A 15,315-nucleotide genomic window follows, 5' to 3' on the forward strand; every position below is an offset into this window, starting at 1 on the left:
CTGGAAGAGCAATTTATTTATAGCCATCTGATATTATAGACCGGGCTAGTTAGCATTTATGCGTATAATATGCATTTTTTAAGTGGGGGATAAAAATTTCATTTATTAGATCAATGAACAACGAGCAAAAACTCGAACTCTCCAGTAGTCTATTGTCATGGTTAGTAGAAGAGATGAGAATAAGCATTCCTGAAAGGGCACTGGAATTATTTGAGAAAACACTGCAACTGGAAAAAATTCAGCTGAAATTGTTCCATGGCCAGCAGATTTCAAATGAGGAAATTCTCACAATAGCTACTCTGAAACACTTTATCCATTCTTCTGAGGAAATAGCTCAAATGCCCTCTCCTTACAAAACAGTGGAATATACATCTGTGGATAATAAAATTACAGAAACATAATAGTTCAGATGTGCAATTGATTGGATACTTTATCAGAACTTGGAAGTAGGGTAATAAGTGCCTGAGCTAAGGGTATTGAAAGTAACCGGAACAATGGGTTTTGAAAACACATTTAAATTAAGGAAAGATAACTTTAGTCCCTACTGAGCTTTGTGACATATGATACATACAAAATACACTTACATCAAGATAAGGTAGTATAAAACCCCAAAAAATGCAGACCAAAATAAGCAGTGAGGGGATAGCGTTAAACCATTAGATTTACGCTGAGGGGGAGATTCGAACTCCCGCAGCGCGTGAGCACTACCGGTTTTCAAGACCGGCGCCGTAGTCCACTTGGCTACCTCAGCAATATGTTCCAATGAGTGTGGTATCCTTAATACCACTTTTGAATATAAGACTTTTGATAAGAGATGCGATAGCGCCTGATAAATAAAGGAACGAAGAGTGTTACTCTTCGGTTTCGACTTCTTCAGAAGCTACTGGCTCTTCGGATTCATCCTTATTTGGCGCATAGGGATATTTCTCAACAAATTCCAGATTAGATATGCCCAGATTTTCGATGAGTTCGTGGGCTATACGGCCCTTGGAAATAAGCCATCTCTGATTGAAACTGAACTCTATGGGTATAATAACGCGGATAAGTTCCGGAGTTATCTCCATATCCATGTTCGATGCACCGGTGTACAGGGCAAGCAGACCTCTGGCCTTTTCCTCAGAGTCATCCAGCTTCTTTTCAATGGTATACTCGTAGGTTACAGCCCGGCCTGCAAGAGAGTGATTAAAATCCACACGCAGCCTGCGGCCAATGATCTTCTGTACAACACCCTTCTTGCCATCTACTTCGACCTCCATACCCGGGTATGCACGTGTGTCCTTAAGCTGTGTTGCAACCTTGGTGATGGAAACAGACTCCACCAGAGCAGGGTTGTGTACACCAAAAGCCTTCTCCGGAGGGATCTCCAGGGTGCCTGTGTATCCTACTTCCTTGTCCACAAAGTCCTCATCCAGACCTTTTATGGTATGGCCGGAACCAACTATGACAACGTCTCCCCCATAAATACCACGGGGATTGAAGATACCATTCTCTTTTGCAATTTCCTCGCTAGTAGTGTCAAAGACCTGTCCGTCCTCGAACCTTCCAGTATATGTTATCTTTATGAAATCTCCTTTCTCTATTGCCACATATATCAACTCTGTTCCTTTGATGAATGTAATTATGTATACAGTGTCTCTGCTATACTCCTGTGCCTTTAAGAACTTTTTGCCATCAAAGCAGAGCAAAGAAAAGTATGGATAAGGAGAGATAAATAAGACGGTCAAAAAGTATTTCAATGGAGCCCTTAAAAAATGAAAAATAAGAAGAAGAGGAAAAAGAAAAAGAGAGAGGGACTTTTATGTCCTAGTCCTCAGCCTTCAATGAAAAGCGGGCTACATAAGCCTGCATATCATCCGAAAGCTTTGCAAGTTCCTGGGCTGACTTAGCAAGCTCCTGCATAGAAGATGTCTGCTCCTCCACAGCCGCAGAAGCCTGTTGTGTGCCTGCAGCTGCATGCTCTGAAATAGCTGATATCTCTTCAACTGATGATGTGATCTCCTCGATACTGGCAGACTGTTCCTGCGCAGCAGCAGCAATATCCTGAGCCATGATCGCCACTTTTCCACTCCTCTCCACAATGGACTGCACTGCCTGTACAGTTTCAGAAAGGGCTGTGGATCCTGTATTCACCTGCTCAGTACCTTTATCCATGGCTTCCACAGCATTTTCAGTACCGACCTGTATCTCCTTGATCAGGCCAGCTATCTCCTTCGCGGCATCACCTGATTCTTCTGCCAGCTTTCTAACCTCATCAGCAACCACTGCAAATCCTCGGCCATGTTCACCAGCCCTTGCTGCCTCAATAGCTGCATTAAGCGCAAGCAGATTTGTCTGATCTGCAATGTTCGTGATAAGACTAACGATCTCATCAATCTTTCTGGATTTCATTTCCAGTTCACGGATCACATCAGCAGATTCACCTACAGCTGATTGTATGGAACTCATCTGGATGATCAGGTTTTCAGACTGTACACCTACATCCTTTATTGTATCACTGGTGATCGTTGCGGTCTCTGCAGCCCTCTGCGCATTTACAGCTATTTCCTGCACACTCTGAGTCATGTCGGTCATGGCCCTGGAAACTTCTTCGGTTTTCTGCGATTGGCTGGTCGAACCTTTTGCGATCTCCCCAACATTAGATGCGATCTCAGTGGAAGAAGCTGTCATCTCCTCAGATGCTGCAGACATCTCCTGTGCAGAAGCTGCAATATTGGCTGCATTTACTCCTACCATCCTGACCATCTTATTCATGTTGTCCATGATAAGGTTTAGTCCGGCCGGAATTCCCTTGAAATCTATGCCAACATCAGTATCAGCCCTTATGTCCAATTTCCCGTCTACGGCCCCATTGGATATTTGGTTAAAATCCTCAATGATCCTGTTAATAGGATTGGTTATGGACCTTGCGATCAGATAAGCCACAAATGCCATAAAACCGATTGCAACAACCGAGATGATGATCAGGTTATTCCTCATGGCTGTAGCTCCTGCAAGCATCTCTGCTTCTGGAACGGACAGCACTAATGCAAAATTAGAGGAAGGTATAGGTTCATAAAATAAAACCACATCTTTGCCGCTCACAGGGTCTAAGGAAGCTATAGTTCCCTTCTTGCCGGCACTGATATCCTGTGCCATCTTTGCATATCCAGGTGCATTTACATCTTTGATAGATCTGGTGCCTATCCAGTCCTTGTTATTTGGATGTGAGAGGAAAACGCCGGACTTACTGGTAATGAAAGCGTAGCCGGTATCGTATATAGAGATCTGTCCGGCAGAGCTGTCTATCTCAGTGAGTGAAACATCCAGACCGCTTATTCCTATTGCATTTCCATCTTTGATAACCGGAGCCACATAGCTCACTAGCAGGACGCCATCATACACGAACGGCTCAAGGACTACGGTCTCTTTTAATTTTATAGGCAGCTGATAATAATCAGATGTATCGGTGTCTGCCAGCGGGTCCAGTACAAGTGAACCGCCCAGATTATTCCAGTAAGGCATGAACCTGCCCGTGGCATCGTGACCCACAGCATTGACAAATTGATTATCTCTGCCATCAAAAGCGTTGGGTTCGAATCCTACATAAGCTCCCACAACACCCGGAGTAGTAAGAAAGAGATCCTTTACTATGGCACTTACCTCTTCCCTGTTTCCGGAGTTGTAGTTTTCCATGGTACTTGCAAGGGTCTCTGCAACGATGACATTCCTCTGAAGATTACCATCAAATGCCTGTGCATGAGCTAACGCAGTATTTTCTGCATCTGCATAGGCCAGTTCATTTTCCTGCTCAGTTACCTGAGAAATGATCATGTAACTGGAAGCACACATTACAAGTGTGACACCAAGAACAATATAGATCATAAGTTTTGTTTTTAAATTTAGATTCTGCAATTTCAATTTATCACCTTATTAAAATATATATAATTGACACTTGATATAAATGCGCTGTAAAATATATAAAATACATGGTTTTAAATTGGCAGTAAAAATAGGCAGTGCATCTAAAATGCTGTAAAATATGATAGTCCTGTACCTTAGTAGAATCTTGGAAATAACTAGAAAGGTACAGGACCATGAACCTATATGACCTGTTAGACGATTATTTTGTCGATAGCGAAGGTGCTGTGAGAACACTCATAACTACCAGGCATTTCCAAAAGAGCACTGGAAACAGATATTTACCTATGGAAGATTAAGAATAGGCTGAAGTACAGGGGATGTACAGCAAAATGGGGACACTGCCAGTTACAGAGAGATTGAACAATAAATTTAAACTATATTTAAAAAAATCATCTGTATAAAGACGGAAAAATACCGAAATATCATGATCTGTCTGGTGATCAAAAATTGATATTACCCACACTATGTCGAAGAGATACTAGATTTTTAATTAAGGGATAAACCAATTAAATCATTTATAGCTATTAATTTGCTTAGTTGTTTTTAAAATTTTACTTGGATATGCAATGAGAAGTTCCGAATCATCTTCGAAAGGTTAAAGAATGAGCCATGCTAACAAATGTCATTAGAACTCAAGGAGATATGAAGATGTTTGGAATAAATGACCCGCAGATATGGCTGGCATATCTGCTCAGTGTGCTAAGTGCTCTGGGCTGCATAATATATGGACTGATGCACTGGAATGACAAAGACCCTCTGGAGGAAAGCTGATGGCAAGCACTATAGTTCTTGGAATTGCTGTACTCATTTACCTTATGCTTACCTGCTATTGCGGATGGATGGGGTACAAACATACTAAAAGCACCGATGATTTCATGGTGGGAGGAAGGAAGGTAAATCCTTTCGTGCTGGCGCTGTCCTATGGAGCTGCTTTTATAAGCACTTCAGCTATAATTGGTTTTGGAGGATATGCCGGTGCCTTTGGAATGGGAATATTATGGCTCGTATTCCTGAATATTTTTATTGGAATATTCATTGCATTTATCGTGTTCGGCTCAAGGACAAGAAGAATGGGAGTAAATTTAAAAGCCGTTACTTTTCCTGAACTTATAGGTAAAAGGTTCCAATCCCGCTTTATCCAGGGCTTTTCAGGCCTTTTAATAGCCATATTTATGCCTATATATACAAGTGGCGTGCTTATCGGCGGGGCCCGTTTCATGGAAACTGCCCTTGGTATTGACTATAATACATCTGTGCTTATGCTTACAATAATAACTGCAGCTTATGTGATCACAGGTGGCCTCCTGGCTGTGATGTACACAGACGCAATGCAGGGAATTCTTATGTTTGTAGGCATGGCAATTCTCATGATACTGACCTACCGAAATCTTGGAGGTGTAGTCGAAGCGCATCAGGCACTCACCAATCTTGCGTATCTTGTACCTGAAACCATGGCACAACAAGGACACAATGGCTGGACTTCAATGCCCACCTTTGGCTCCCCTATATGGTGGACCCTTGTTTCTACAATCATTCTCGGAGTGGGAATCGGAACGCTTGCCCAGCCTCAGCTGGCTGTTAGGTTCATGACTGTTAAAAATACTACTTCACTGAAAAGAGCAGTACTGTCAGGTGGGCCTTTTATCTTCATGATGGTTGGAGTCGCCTATGTGGTTGGAGCTCTCTCCAATGTGTATTTCTTCAATAACAAAGGCATGTTAGCATTTGATGTGGCTGGGGGGAACATTGATAAGATCATGCCTGAGTATATCAACAGCGCAATGCCCGAAATATTTGTTGTCTTTTTTATGCTCACCCTTCTTGCCGCCGCCATGTCAACCCTCAGTTCACTATTCCATAACATGGGTACAGCCATAGGCCACGACCTATATAGAGAATACATAATGCATGGGAAAATCGGACATACAATAAGCATTACAAAATTGGGTATTGCTTTTACTATTATAATAAGCGTTATTCTAGCTTATGTCCTCCCCATAGGCATCATTGCCAGAGCAACAGCTATATTTTTTGGTTTGACAGCTGCTGCTTTCCTGCCCATGTACGCGGGCGCAATATTCTGGAAGCGCATGACAAAGGAAGGAGCAGTAGCCAGTATGCTTGTAGGTACTTTCAGCAGCCTTTTCTGGCTTACTTTCGTACATGCCAAAGAAGCTAGCGCACTGGGAATAAGCCAGGCGATCTTCGGCCAGACAACATTACTTACAGGCACATGGACATTGGTGGACCCTATACTTGTAGCTACACCTATTTCAGTGCTTGTTGCTATAGTTATCAGCCTTCTCACAGAACCTGCACCAAAAGAACATATAGAGAAGTGCTTTGGAAAATAAGAGGAAGCTACTATTTTATTTTTTGTAGCTACTATTTTTTATTTTTTCTTATTATTTAGGCGATAATGTATACTGAACCACAGGTATAATCGAAAGGTTAAATAATGAGTCGTGCTAACATATAGCACATATATTTTTCATTATTAATCAATATAGAAAGAGATGACCCAAAATGCTTGGAATAGATGACCCGCAGATCTGGGTGGTATACTTACTGTGCATTCTCAGTGCCATAGGCTGCATGATATATGGTGCTTTGAAGTGGAATACGGGTACTGAAGATGAGGACGTGCAATGATGGTTTTGAACACTGCGATTCTGGGAATCACTGTACTTATCTACCTGATGATAATTTTCTATCTTGGGTGGCTGGGATACAAGAGAACGAAAGGAATTGATGATTATATGGTAGCAGGCAGGAATATACATCCATATATTCTTGCACTTTCATATGGGGCTACTTTCATCAGCACATCTGCAATAGTAGGTTTCGGAGGCGCCGCTGGTGCTCTTGGAATGGGACTTTTATGGCTCGCCCTGATGAACATTATAGTGGGAATATTCATTGCTTTTGTCGTTTTCGGCTCAAGAACACGCAAGATGGGAAAGAACCTACAGGCTGTTACATTCCCTGAACTGCTTGGCAGACGTTTCGATTCAAGGTTCATACAGGGTTTTGCAGGAATTCTGATCGGTATATTCATGCCCCTCTATACAGGAATAGTGCTCATCGGAGGTGCCCGTTTCGTAGAGACCACCCTTGGGATCAACTATGATGTTGCACTGATGATCCTGACCATCATCGTCGCAGCATATGTGATCACTGGAGGGCTCATTGCGGTCATGTACACGGATGCTTTGCAGGGCACACTCATGTTCATAGGCATGGCGATCTTGCTCGTCTTTACCTACATCAGACTTGGAGGTGTAGTTGAGGCACATCAGGCTCTGACAAACATGGCACACCTGGTACCTGAAAGTCTTGTAAAGGGAGGGCACATGGGGTGGACAGCCATGCCTGCCTTTGGTACACCTATCTGGTGGAACCTGGTTTCTACACTGGTGCTTGGTGTGGGAATTGGGGTGCTGGCACAACCTCAGCTAGTAGTAAGGTTCATGACGGTAAAGGATGACAAAGCCCTTAACAGAGCTGTTTTCGTCGGCGGTCCGTTCATTCTGATGATGACAGGTGTAGCCTTCACGGTCGGTGCACTTTCAAACGCATATTTTTTCCAGAAAAAGGATATGATATCACTTGCAGTCGCCGGAGGGAACACGGACCTTATCATCCCGGAGTTCATCAATAGTGCTATGCCCGAAATGTTTGTTGTTCTTTTTATGCTCGTACTGCTTGCAGCAGCCATGTCCACCCTTAGTTCCCAGTACCATACCATGGGAACTGCAATAGGACATGATTTTTACAGACAGTACGTTAAAAAAGGAAAAATCAGCCATACTGTCGATGTCACCAAAATTGGTATCGCACTAACCATCCTTGCAAGCGTGGTGCTGGCCTATGTATTACCAATAAGTATCATTGCCCCAGCAACAGCCATTTTCTTCGGATTGTGTGCAGCTGCTTTCCTGCCCATGTACATTGGGGCCATATTCTGGAAACGCATGACTAAAGAAGGAGCAATAGCCAGTATGCTGGTAGGTACCTTGAGTAGTCTAAGCTGGATTGCATTCGTACATGCAAAAGAAGCAGCTCCTCTTGGGATAAGCCAGGCTCTCTTTGGTAAAGCAACATTGCTTACAGGGACATGGACGGTCGTAGACCCTATCCTGGTAGCTACACCTCTTGCTATGCTCACGGCTATTGTAGTGAGCTTAGCCACACGCCCTGGGGCCACAGAACACCTGGAGAAATGTTTTCATAATATCAAATGATATGCGAGCAACCATATCATCAACTTTTTTTATAAAAAAATAGACAGGTCCATTGAAAATGAAAAGAATTGCCTGGAGAAAGGATTATTTTTAAAACGCCGCAGAAAAATCAGTATTAGCATTTGTATCAGGCGCAACATAGTACCCTTAATAAGGCAAAAGCCGTATGACGAGAACTAGAGGGGATATTTAATATAATAATGTTCGACTTTTGCCAGCTTATCTTCGGTACTAATTATATATAAACGTGATCCTCGTCCTCTTGTAAATTTATCTCACAGATCCAGTACATCTCCAGTGTTCATTATCAGCACTTTGGTTTCACATGAACCCATAACTTTGTTCATGAAATCCAGAGGATCCTGCGCGATCACATCAAATGTGTTATAATGCATGGGTATTGCTATTTTGGGGCGTATAAGGGCCACAGCTCTGGCCGCATCTTCTGGATCCATTGTGTATCTGCCTCCAATAGGCAACAACGCCACATCCGGCTTGTATATATCCTCGATAAGCTGCATATCTGCGAAAAGACCAGTATCTCCGGCATGATAGATGGAACAACCGTTCATCTGTACAATGAATCCTGCAGCTCTGCCCGCATACAAGCTTAAACCTGCATGTGATACTGATGAAGAGTGATTGGCATCTGTCATTACCACTGACATACCATTGACATTCATCCTGCCTCCTATGTTCATGCCTTCGGCTGTCACATTCTGGGATTTAAGGTATTGAGCCAGCTCATGCACTGCAATAACTTTACATCCTGTCCTGTGTGCTATCTCAATTGTATCCCCCAGATGATCAAAATGACCATGGGTAACAAGTATAAGATGCGCTTCCACATCTTCAGGGAGTATTTTTGCCTTTGGGTTACCTCTGAAAAAAGGATCAATAAACACATTTATGCTAGCCTTTATCTCAAAACAGGCATGTCCATGCCATATCAATTGGATCCCATACATAAGATAATAGAATATGTTCTCAGACTAATATATTCCGTGTGGGATCATTATTACGTATAAGCGATATTAGAGAGGATCATGGAAATAGGACTGGTGATACATGGTCCGGAAGCGATCGATTCCGGACAGGCCAGGAAGATAATCAAGGTCTTAAGCGCAAAAGGTAATGTTACAGCCATGATTGCAGGCACTATGGGCAAGACTGCTGTCATAGATGCACACATGGAAAAAGTAATTGACATAAGCAGAAGCTTCAAACCAAGTGACTGCATAGAAAAATGCATTGACACAAAAGATGTGATCTACCTGTTAAACCATGGAAAGAACCTGCAAACAGGAATAGCATTTGCAGGGATCGTTATTTCTCGCCTTAACAGAAAGGATGATAAGCCTATAGTTCACATCGAAAGACCTGGCAGTTCGGATGGTGCCGTAATTCCATGGAATGATCTTGCCCTTGAGTATGCAAAGATCATTGCCACTGAACTTAACCTTTCCATTATTTTAGCGTCAGAAAGAGATAAAAAAGCTGTATTAGATACAGAAGGAAACCAGGTCATAAGACACCTGGCCGGAGTGCAGCCCGGAGAGAATATACTTGTCAATGGGCTAGTAGTGGGCTATGCAACCTCCTGTGAAGTTAGCATCGTTACGGAGAATGGTTATATCACCCATATCATTGGAGGCACTCTAAAGAAGCATGGTGTGGAAAAACTGCATAATTATGAACATCTGGTTCCTGTGGACCTTAAAACAGCCTGGGTGAAAAGTGGAAGGCTACGCTCTGGCAATTTCAAAGCGCGTACACTGCGATCCTGCGAACTGGGAGCCCTTGTAAGGAACAGAAGAGAGAAGGGGACTGAAAAGGGAATAAATGCAGTGATAGTTGATCATGCGGCAGAAAAAGTATTTGACATCGCACCGGGAGCAGATGTTGCCGTAACCATAGGAGATGATACCACCATCCTAGCAGCAGACATACTGTACAGGCTGAGCATACCGATCATTGGAATAACTGATGGAGATCCGGATGGTGTATCCCATAGAACACATATATTTCCAGGTTCAAGTATCCTGAGACTAATACCAGATAGCGATGACGTGATAGGCAGAAAAATCGTTTCTAACGTGTTCATGAATAAAAAGAGCATGAACTTCAAAAGCTTCCAGGAGTTGAAAGACATGGTCATACATCAGGCTTTTGATGCCATTAAATATATAAACGAATATTAAACATCCTGTCCTTCAAAAAGTCCGGCTATAAAAGTTTAAATATAATAATGTTCATACTATCAAGTAGATCTCATGAAAGAGATAGAAACATAGAATAAGGGGTTATTTATGAAGGACTTTGAAGTAAAAATATTGGACGACACCGACTATCGGTTCATAGATGCATTGAAGAACCTGGGAATGTCAAGAAACGTTGCAACAACGCTGACATATCTTTCAAACGTAAGAGAGGCTTCATCCCAGGAGATAGAAATGAGCACAGGCCTAAGGCAGCCTGAAGTAAGCGTGGCAATGAGGCAGATGCGTGAAAAGCACTGGATCAGCGTGCACAATAAGAAGGCTGTTGGAAAGGGCAGGCCAACGAAGATCTACACTCTTAATGCTCCGATCGAAGAGATAATCAAGCACTACGAGGAAAAGATAATAGAAGATACGAAGACAACAATGATAGCCATCAAGAAGCTGAAGACAATAAGCAAAGGGATGGAGTAAACTTTCGTCCCTTTAGTTCAGAAATTTTCTCAAAGCTGAAGGGCCTGAAGGGCCTTCATTGAAAAATTACAAATATTTAGATTTAATTTTTATATCTTTTCATGCATATCTTTTCAATTGCTTGTAATGGAAAGTCTATTGAGTTTTTTAGTTCATTAAGTCCATTAAATTGTTCGAATAGACAGAATATTACTTATTTTCTCAGACGAATCCCATATTTCTAATGAATTTAAGCCATACATCTTGTACACAAGAAGAATAGGATGTCCGTAAAAAGACACATGCCTTATTCATATATATACAGACACTAATATAATTTATAGCAATACTATTTTCATGGAGCTGCCATAATTATTAGAGTACCCGATATATTTTCCTGGTCTGAGAGTAGTGATAATAAATTATTCATTGCTGGACTGAGATCATTATAGGATTTAATATAAGCACCTCATGAATAAAGCAAACAGGAGTAGTTCCAGAAAATAGAAGGCTTCTTAGATTTAATGGAACTGTATGGGAAGTATTGCCCACTCATGTATAAAGCAATGGCATTGAATATGTAATGTTCGAGTCTCAGATCCCGGGATTCTCACCTTTTACAATAATTGTTGAAAAAGCAGTTGAAGCTGTGTTTGTTCCATCTGTCACTGCTGATAATGAGCCGGCACCAGTTCAAACAAGACAGCAAATTGAAAATGTCGATAAGGAACGGATACAGACAGAAAGATCAAATATATAGATATTGGTCCTGATCCTCCTCCTGGCAGGAATATTTGCAGTATGAGCTGAATATCTTAAGAAAGAGGATAACTGAGTCTGTTGAATTTACTGCATTAGATCGGATGATCTGAAATAACTCGGGATAAGATAGAGTATGATAATATAAGAAACACTAAACGCATGGATATATGAAAAATAAATTAATTTTTTTGGTTCTCTTCAACATCGTGTGGGTAATGTCAATTTTCCCGCCATCAGATAGATCATGGTATTCCTGTATTTTTCTGTCTTTAGGCCATAAGATCTTTTAAAAGCAGTTTTAATTTTATTGTTTAGTCCCTCTACAGCTCCATTGTTTAGACCGTTCTTCATTGCTTCAAGAATTCCCTGCGCATGTTTTTTGATCGCTTTTGACACTGAACTTATCTCTGGGATATTGCTATGGGTTCCCCAATAATGCCATTTATCAAGGTATTCCCTTGCTATTGATGTCTCTTTTATTGTCCACAATCTTTGAAGGGCCAATCTAAACTGGTATGCTTTAGCAGTTTTTGTATCAAGGTTCTTGATGGCTTCCATGAGAACGTTTTCTTTCTCTGACAATCTATCAGGGTTCTTTAACCACATAAACCTGGTATTCTTAAGAACATAGTTTTCTTTTGATTCAGTTCTTCTAACTCTATCAACTGAATCATTCATCATCTTTATCACATGGAACTTATCAAAAACGATTGTAGCTTTTGGGAAATACTCCCTGGCTCCACTTTTGAATGCAGGATACATATCCATAGATATGTATTGGATCTGTTCGTGATCTACCTTGCCAGCGATCTCTGTTCTGAATTTTTGGAACACATCTTTTCCTTTTCCATTTTCGATGTGTATGACTCTTGCTTCTTCCATATCATAGAACAAAGTGACGTAGTTATGGCCCTTTTTAACAGCTATCTCGTCTACTCCGATCGTTTTAATATATGATATATCCCTTTCTTCTTTTGCTTTGTCTACATAATGACTAAGTATTCTCCACACAGAATCCTCATGAATATGTACAATATCAGCTACAGAAGCTACTGGCATTTCTTTGCACATAGCAACGATCAATGCTTCAAAGAACAAGGTAAATCCAGTGTTCTGTCTGGTCCATGGAAGATCGATCAACTTCACACCATGTCCATTACACTTTATTCTGGGAACCTTTGCATGTAGATAGGTTTCGTAATGGAAGAAATCCAGGTGTCTCCATACTCTTTCTTTTGTATCATGAATAGGGCATAAATCATTACATACAGGACAGAGAAATTTGCTTCCTTTTATAAAATCAAGGTAAATATCCATCCTTTTCTTAGAAGTATCGAGATTTAGTTCTTTTACAAACCAGGGAGGAATTATTCCCAGAGCAAGTTGAATGAGGTCTTTGTCTTCCATTAAAAAGGGTTTAGATGAATTAACATATTAATTTACCCACTCAATGTTGTGGAGATCCACTTTTTCTTATTCAGGCATTGTTCTTATTCAGGTATTGCCTCTACTTCTCCAGGATGTTGTGACTTTTCAGGAGCATTTGTATAAAAATCTTCGCCATAGAAGTTCATCTTATTGTTCTCAAGTATGATCACGTAATCTGCAGAGTTCCTCAGAGCAGCAGAGAAACCGGGTTCCACTCCAAAAAGAATGGTCTCTTTTCCGTGCTCGTTAGCCTTGCTTAAGAGAGGTTTAAAATCAGCATCCCTTGTGACAAGGGCCAGCGTATCAATAGTAGGATTAAAAACAAGTTCCATTCCTTCCACTGCGAGACGCACATCGACATCACTCGAACATATGATCGGCTCGAAACCATTGTTTTCAATGGCCTCTACTAGTTTATCAGAGGCATACTGATTGAGGAAGACCCTGCCTATTTTCACATTGCCATACTCTTTGAGCACATCCCTGATCTCTTCGAGGTTTACATTGAACTCCTTACGAAGGACATTAGGTCCGTCAACAAGAAGACCTATCCTGCGCCTTCCTACTTCTTTTTTTGTGCTGAGGTATTTGACAATGGAATTTAATCCAGTCTTTACGTTCTGCATATTGTCCTCACTAAAGATATATTGTTACCTTATAATAACCACTGTTACCTTATAATAACCATTGAATAGTATTATACTCTAATTAAGTTTTATAGTTTTGTGTAGACAAATGATGTCTTTGAAGAGCAATTTTCTCTAATTTTCAAGCAGTTTATACATCGAGATTTTTTTAACATCTATTTCCTCACGTCCTGTTTCCACGAGCATGAAGTAATTGATCATCCACTTGTCCTGGCTTTTGCGTGTATAAACTATCTGTCCTCCCTTTTCAGTAAATTTATCAAGAACATCTCTGAATTGACCAAGCTCCATCTCAGAAAGTTCTATGAAACTTATACCTTCAAGTAACCAGTTGTATACTTCAAGAAGGATCACTTCGCGCACTCTTTTAAGACCCTTGGTGTCCGTGAAGTCCTGTTTATAGACCGTCCTTTTCAGTTCAGGGGACCAGCCAGCAAACACTTCGCGCATATCGATAAAGGTAATCGGGACAGCTTCACCTTCCAAAGGTCTTGGATAGCTTGTCCTTAAGTGTTTCTGGTCCTCCAGATCACCACCTTCGATCATAACTGTTATATGCGCTATTATATTTTCGCATATTACTCTTAATGCGGAAGCCCATGAACAAGCCTACCAGCATACCGCTCAGATGTGCAGTATGAGCTACCATATCGCTCGATCCCATCATAGCAAAGTCCAGAAGTGCAAAGAGCAACAGTGCATATTTTATTTTCATAGGTATGAAATAAACGTAAATCCTCATATCAGGGGCAAGCACCGTCAGAGTTGCAAAAACACCCAGGATGGCACCACTTGCACCCACGACAGCCGAGTAAGGGTTTGCAACTGTCAGGGAATAACCTATAGCTGCCACAATCCCTGAAACAAAGTAAACTCCCCAGAATCTGCTCTTGCCAATACGATTCTCCAGTTCGCGTCCGAAGAAGAACAGCACAAGCATATTAAAGAACAGATGACCGAAATCCACATGCAGGAACATATGGGTCACAATTGTCCAGGGCTGTGTCAGCATAAATGCAGGCGTGAGCTTAAAAAGATTAAAGTATGTGGCTCCCAGAAAAATATTTCCGACAAAGAACGATACCAAACAAATATAGATGATAGCCATTGAAGGACTATTTTTCATTGAACTCATAATACTACTCCAAATACCCTTACCAAGTCCCTTTGCAGTTTTTCGGATCGTGGTGCGGATCATATCTTTGAATACATTATCCGAACCTTTGTTGCTTATACTGCCTGTGTATCCCGGATGACGCTGTTCGAATTCCAGTCCCTGGCATGCATGCTGCTCCGGTAACCTGTGTGTTGCACAGAAGTTCTTTCCACAAAATCTGCATGTGAAAGGCAAAAGTTCTTTTTTACCGCATATCCAGCAACTATCATCTACATCCTTCACCAAATTATCCTCTACCTACCTACAGACACATAAAATAAAACTGTTTCTGAGAGGACCATGTCACAGATTGTCAAGAACAATCGTGACATTTGCGGAAACTATATATTATACAATTACCTATGTAACCTTCAATCCACTGCAGTTTAATTCTTTTTTTTAATAACGTTTTATTAGAGTACATTATGTGTAAGTCTGTAACCATCAATCATGATAAATAGGGGAATGTTTTTATAGGCGCTTGCGCATTAAGGTTGAACCAAATA

At 41.2% G+C, this 15,315-nt stretch carries 16 protein-coding genes and 1 tRNA gene; 9 read left to right on the plus strand and 8 right to left on the minus strand.

Going from position 1 to position 15,315, the window contains the following annotated elements; genetic code table 11:
- The first annotated feature begins 113 nt into the window (after positions 1-113).
- Entirely contained in the window at positions 114-401 is a 288-nt protein-coding gene (locus METHO_RS04630; protein WP_015324366.1) for a hypothetical protein, read from the plus strand.
- Between the two features lie 264 nt (positions 402-665).
- Here METHO_RS04630 and METHO_RS04635 read toward each other — a convergent pair.
- From METHO_RS04635 to METHO_RS04645, 3 genes are all read right to left on the minus strand, one after another.
- Positions 666-751 (minus strand) — tRNA-Ser (locus METHO_RS04635).
- 100 nt (positions 752-851) lie between these two features.
- Positions 852-1,586 carry an FKBP-type peptidyl-prolyl cis-trans isomerase gene (locus METHO_RS04640; protein WP_048831234.1) on the minus strand — a complete coding sequence of 245 codons (735 nt, stop codon included), beginning with the start codon at positions 1,584-1,586 and terminating at the stop codon, positions 852-854.
- Between the two features lie 217 nt (positions 1,587-1,803).
- The gene (locus tag METHO_RS04645) at positions 1,804-3,897 is read right to left on the minus strand and encodes a methyl-accepting chemotaxis protein (RefSeq protein WP_015324368.1); all 2,094 of its coding nucleotides are present in this window, start codon (positions 3,895-3,897) and stop codon (positions 1,804-1,806) included.
- 176 nt (positions 3,898-4,073) lie between these two features.
- On the opposite strand from METHO_RS04645, the gene METHO_RS14240 reads away from it, so the two are divergent.
- From METHO_RS14240 to METHO_RS04655, 5 genes are all read left to right on the plus strand, one after another.
- A complete protein-coding gene (locus METHO_RS14240; RefSeq protein ID WP_281162792.1) occupies positions 4,074-4,196 on the plus strand; it encodes a hypothetical protein in 123 nt (40 codons plus the stop codon).
- A gap of 352 nt (positions 4,197-4,548) precedes the next feature.
- On the plus strand, positions 4,549-4,671 hold the full coding sequence (locus METHO_RS14245) for a symporter small accessory protein (protein ID WP_015324369.1): 123 nt from the start codon (positions 4,549-4,551) through the stop codon (positions 4,669-4,671).
- The gene (locus tag METHO_RS04650) at positions 4,671-6,254 is read left to right on the plus strand and encodes a sodium:solute symporter family protein (RefSeq protein WP_015324370.1); all 1,584 of its coding nucleotides are present in this window, start codon (positions 4,671-4,673) and stop codon (positions 6,252-6,254) included. Before METHO_RS14245 ends, METHO_RS04650 begins: the two co-directional genes overlap by 1 nt.
- 172 nt (positions 6,255-6,426) lie before the next feature.
- Positions 6,427-6,552 carry a symporter small accessory protein gene (locus tag METHO_RS14250; protein WP_015324371.1) on the plus strand — a complete coding sequence of 42 codons (126 nt, stop codon included), beginning with the start codon at positions 6,427-6,429 and terminating at the stop codon, positions 6,550-6,552.
- Entirely contained in the window at positions 6,552-8,144 is a 1,593-nt protein-coding gene (locus METHO_RS04655; RefSeq protein WP_048831235.1) for a sodium:solute symporter family protein, read from the plus strand. The genes METHO_RS14250 and METHO_RS04655 overlap by 1 nt, the downstream gene beginning before the upstream one ends.
- A gap of 275 nt (positions 8,145-8,419) precedes the next feature.
- Here the strand turns inward: METHO_RS04655 and METHO_RS04660 are convergent, their stop codons facing one another.
- On the minus strand, positions 8,420-9,112 hold the full coding sequence (locus METHO_RS04660; protein ID WP_015324373.1) for a metal-dependent hydrolase: 693 nt from the start codon (positions 9,110-9,112) through the stop codon (positions 8,420-8,422).
- A 78-nt stretch (positions 9,113-9,190) separates the two neighbouring features.
- Between METHO_RS04660 and METHO_RS04665 the strand changes: the two genes are divergently transcribed.
- The 3 genes from METHO_RS04665 (at position 9,191) to METHO_RS13575 (ending at position 11,576) form a co-directional block, all read left to right on the plus strand.
- Positions 9,191-10,345 carry a DUF2117 family protein gene (locus METHO_RS04665; RefSeq protein ID WP_015324374.1) on the plus strand — a complete coding sequence of 385 codons (1,155 nt, stop codon included), beginning with the start codon at positions 9,191-9,193 and terminating at the stop codon, positions 10,343-10,345.
- Between the two features lie 108 nt (positions 10,346-10,453).
- Positions 10,454-10,837 carry a transcriptional regulator gene (locus tag METHO_RS04670; protein WP_015324375.1) on the plus strand — a complete coding sequence of 128 codons (384 nt, stop codon included), beginning with the start codon at positions 10,454-10,456 and terminating at the stop codon, positions 10,835-10,837.
- 562 nt (positions 10,838-11,399) lie between these two features.
- Positions 11,400-11,576 carry a hypothetical protein gene (locus METHO_RS13575; RefSeq protein ID WP_015324376.1) on the plus strand — a complete coding sequence of 59 codons (177 nt, stop codon included), beginning with the start codon at positions 11,400-11,402 and terminating at the stop codon, positions 11,574-11,576.
- A gap of 200 nt (positions 11,577-11,776) precedes the next feature.
- On the opposite strand, the gene METHO_RS04675 is transcribed toward METHO_RS13575, so the two are convergent.
- The 4 genes from METHO_RS04675 to METHO_RS04690 all read right to left on the minus strand — a co-directional run bounded on the left by METHO_RS04675 (position 11,777) and on the right by METHO_RS04690 (position 15,052).
- Positions 11,777-12,985, minus strand: coding sequence for an ISL3 family transposase (locus tag METHO_RS04675; protein WP_015324377.1), 1,209 nt, complete (start codon positions 12,983-12,985; stop codon positions 11,777-11,779).
- An 83-nt stretch (positions 12,986-13,068) separates the two neighbouring features.
- Positions 13,069-13,632 (minus strand): TIGR00288 family NYN domain-containing protein, encoded by a 564-nt coding sequence (locus METHO_RS04680; RefSeq protein ID WP_015324378.1) that lies wholly within the window; start codon positions 13,630-13,632, stop codon positions 13,069-13,071.
- A gap of 135 nt (positions 13,633-13,767) precedes the next feature.
- Positions 13,768-14,199, minus strand: coding sequence for a hypothetical protein (locus METHO_RS04685; RefSeq protein WP_015324379.1), 432 nt, complete (start codon positions 14,197-14,199; stop codon positions 13,768-13,770).
- Positions 14,183-15,052 carry a rhomboid family intramembrane serine protease gene (locus tag METHO_RS04690; protein WP_156811034.1) on the minus strand — a complete coding sequence of 290 codons (870 nt, stop codon included), beginning with the start codon at positions 15,050-15,052 and terminating at the stop codon, positions 14,183-14,185. Before METHO_RS04690 ends, METHO_RS04685 begins: the two co-directional genes overlap by 17 nt.
- Positions 15,053-15,315 lie beyond the last annotated feature (263 nt).

This window comes from Methanomethylovorans hollandica DSM 15978, assembly GCF_000328665.1.
Lineage (GTDB): Archaea > Halobacteriota > Methanosarcinia > Methanosarcinales > Methanosarcinaceae > Methanomethylovorans > Methanomethylovorans hollandica.

Excerpts from the sequence above, each read along its gene's own strand:
- METHO_RS04630 (WP_015324366.1), top strand. The coding sequence starts at position 114 with ATGAACAACGAGCAAAAACTCGAACTCTCCAGTAGTCTATTGTCATGG.
- METHO_RS14240 (WP_281162792.1), top strand. The coding sequence starts at position 4,074 with ATGAACCTATATGACCTGTTAGACGATTATTTTGTCGATAGCGAAGGT.
- METHO_RS14245 (WP_015324369.1), top strand. The coding sequence starts at position 4,549 with ATGTTTGGAATAAATGACCCGCAGATATGGCTGGCATATCTGCTCAGT.
- METHO_RS04650 (WP_015324370.1), top strand. The coding sequence starts at position 4,671 with ATGGCAAGCACTATAGTTCTTGGAATTGCTGTACTCATTTACCTTATG.
- METHO_RS14250 (WP_015324371.1), top strand. The coding sequence starts at position 6,427 with ATGCTTGGAATAGATGACCCGCAGATCTGGGTGGTATACTTACTGTGC.
- METHO_RS04655 (WP_048831235.1), top strand. The coding sequence starts at position 6,552 with ATGGTTTTGAACACTGCGATTCTGGGAATCACTGTACTTATCTACCTG.
- METHO_RS04660 (WP_015324373.1), bottom strand. The coding sequence starts at position 9,112 with ATGTATGGGATCCAATTGATATGGCATGGACATGCCTGTTTTGAGATA.
- METHO_RS04665 (WP_015324374.1), top strand. The coding sequence starts at position 9,191 with ATGGAAATAGGACTGGTGATACATGGTCCGGAAGCGATCGATTCCGGA.
- METHO_RS04670 (WP_015324375.1), top strand. The coding sequence starts at position 10,454 with ATGAAGGACTTTGAAGTAAAAATATTGGACGACACCGACTATCGGTTC.
- METHO_RS13575 (WP_015324376.1), top strand. The coding sequence starts at position 11,400 with ATGTTCGAGTCTCAGATCCCGGGATTCTCACCTTTTACAATAATTGTT.
- METHO_RS04675 (WP_015324377.1), bottom strand. The coding sequence starts at position 12,985 with ATGGAAGACAAAGACCTCATTCAACTTGCTCTGGGAATAATTCCTCCC.
- METHO_RS04680 (WP_015324378.1), bottom strand. The coding sequence starts at position 13,632 with ATGCAGAACGTAAAGACTGGATTAAATTCCATTGTCAAATACCTCAGC.
- METHO_RS04685 (WP_015324379.1), bottom strand. The coding sequence starts at position 14,199 with ATGATCGAAGGTGGTGATCTGGAGGACCAGAAACACTTAAGGACAAGC.